The organism is Rhodosalinus sp. K401 (genome assembly GCF_041365735.1).
Classification (GTDB): Bacteria; Pseudomonadota; Alphaproteobacteria; order Rhodobacterales; family Rhodobacteraceae; genus Rhodosalinus.
This window is the reverse complement of the sequence record NZ_JBGFSI010000036.1, coordinates 1-1955: the sequence shown is the minus strand read 5'-3', so window position 1 is coordinate 1955 and position 1955 is coordinate 1. Positions and strand designations below refer to the sequence as shown.

General features: G+C 64.3%; 2 protein-coding genes. One reads left to right on the top strand and one right to left on the bottom strand.

What is annotated here, in order from left to right; genetic code table 11:
* Positions 1-180: 180 nt before the first annotated feature.
* Complete coding sequence (locus AB6A66_RS17340; protein WP_371056878.1) at positions 181-1266, bottom strand: calcium:proton antiporter; 1086 nt, start codon at positions 1264-1266, stop codon at positions 181-183.
* 213 nt (positions 1267-1479) lie between these two features.
* Here AB6A66_RS17340 and AB6A66_RS17335 point away from each other — a divergent pair, with 213 nt between their 5' ends.
* Positions 1480-1899: an acyl-CoA transferase gene (locus AB6A66_RS17335; RefSeq protein WP_371056877.1), complete on the top strand. Its 420-nt coding sequence runs from the start codon at positions 1480-1482 to the stop codon at positions 1897-1899.
* Positions 1900-1955 lie beyond the last annotated feature (56 nt).

The window sequence follows — 1955 nt, the reverse complement described above, 5'->3', positions numbered from 1 at the left end:
GCTGGTGCCTCAGGTCAAGCTGCCGAAGCGGCTCGACCTCGACCGCGACGCCGAGCGCGCGCACGACAGCGTGCCGGGGCTGATCCTGGCAAACTGGGTGGAACGTCGGGTTCGCTGAAGGCTGCTGGTGGTCGTGGTAGCTGAAAATATGTGCGCAAGATCTCACGCAGCACATTGTTGCTAGGGAATGGCAGAGATCGTCAGGAAAGCGAAGAAGATAACAAGATGAATGCCCCCCTGAAGCACGGTCGTCCGACCTGTGGCCAGTGTCAGCGTCGCCATGAACAATGAGAGGAGCAGCAACACCATATGCTCGGCCTCGAGCCCAAGGATCAGCGTCTGGCCCATGGCGATCGACAGGATTGCGACGGTCGGGATGGTCAGGCACAGGCTGGCCAGTGCCGATCCGAGCGCGAGGTTGATGCTGGTCTGTAGCCGGTTCGATCGCGCGGCCCGCAAGGAGGCCAGACCCTCGGGCATGAGCACGATCAACGCGATAAGAACGCCGATCAGAGCTTCAGGAAAGCCCGATCCGACGATGGCATCGCCCACCGGATGCGCCAGGACTTCGGCCAGCAGAACGACCGCAAGCAGCGAGAGCGGCAGGAGGACGAGGGCGATCAGAAAGGTGCGCCGGTCCGGTGGCGCATGATGCTCGTCGTCCTCGTCGAGTTCGAGGAAGGAGTCCTTGTGCCTGACCGTCTGCACATAAAGAAACAGGCCGTAGAGCGCGAGGGAGACCACTGCCACGAAAGCCAGCTGAGCAGGTGCATAGACCGGTCCGGGAACCGTCGTCGTGTAGTTCGGCAGCACGAGACCGAGAACCGCCAGCGTGCCAAGCACTCCAAGGGCTGCACTCGCGCTCCCGGCCTGAAAACTCTGCTCATGGAACCGGAGACCGCCAACAAGAAGGCACATCCCGACAATGCCGTTCAGAACGATCATGATGGCCGCGAAGACGGTGTCGCGGGCGATGCTGCTGTCGGCCTCTGGCGACGAGAGGAGCATCGACACGATCAGCGAGACCTCGATCACGGTGACTGCAAGAGCCAGAAGGATGGACCCGAAAGGCTGGCCGATCCGAAGGGCCACGGTCTCGGCATGATGCACAGCTGCGAAGACGGCGGCGAAAAGAACGGGAACCGCGACCACGAAGACCGCGACCGGGAATTGGCCGTGCAGAACGATGGTCCCGGCAGTGCCCATAACAATGGCGACAGTCGGCGCGGCCCACGACCACCACGGTGTTCCGGAATTGGCTGACACGACGACGTACCTCCGCAAGAATTCTTGGCCCATCAAGCTTTCGCAAGACGCCGTGTTCGCCGTCCCATAAACGCGCAGTTCCCACGAGTCGATCTGGGAATGTGTTCCGGCACCGCCCAATACGTCCGACGGCGCCGGCCAAGGTTCGACCGATCCAGTCCGGATTGAGTTCGGCCCGAGTGTATCGTTCAGCCTTTCGACAAGTGGTCGCATATGCCCACCCCACGCGAAACCATCCTCGCCGCGCTGCACGCGCGGCTTTCGGCGCTGCCCGCCACCGCGCTTCGCGGCGACGTGCTGCCCGAGCGCGTGCCGGCCGAGGGCCTGCTGATCTTGCGCGACGGCGAGCCGGGGGATCCGGAGGTGACGCTCTCACCACTCGCTTACCACTACCAGCACCGCGCCGAGATCGAGGCGGTCGTTCAGGGCACCGAGCGTGACACCGCCTTCGACGCGCTAACCGCCAGCATCGGCACTGCGCTTGCCGCCGACCGCACATTGGGCGGGCTCTGCGACTGGGTCGAGGCGGAGGCGCCGCGCCCTGTGGACCTGCCGGTCGAGGGCGCCGCAGGCCTGAAGGCGGCGACCATCGCGGTGGTGCTGCACTACTCCACAGACGACCCGCTGAGCTGAGCGCAGCGCCCAAGACACCGGGGCATTCCCCATAACCCGACCACTGACCCACCGGC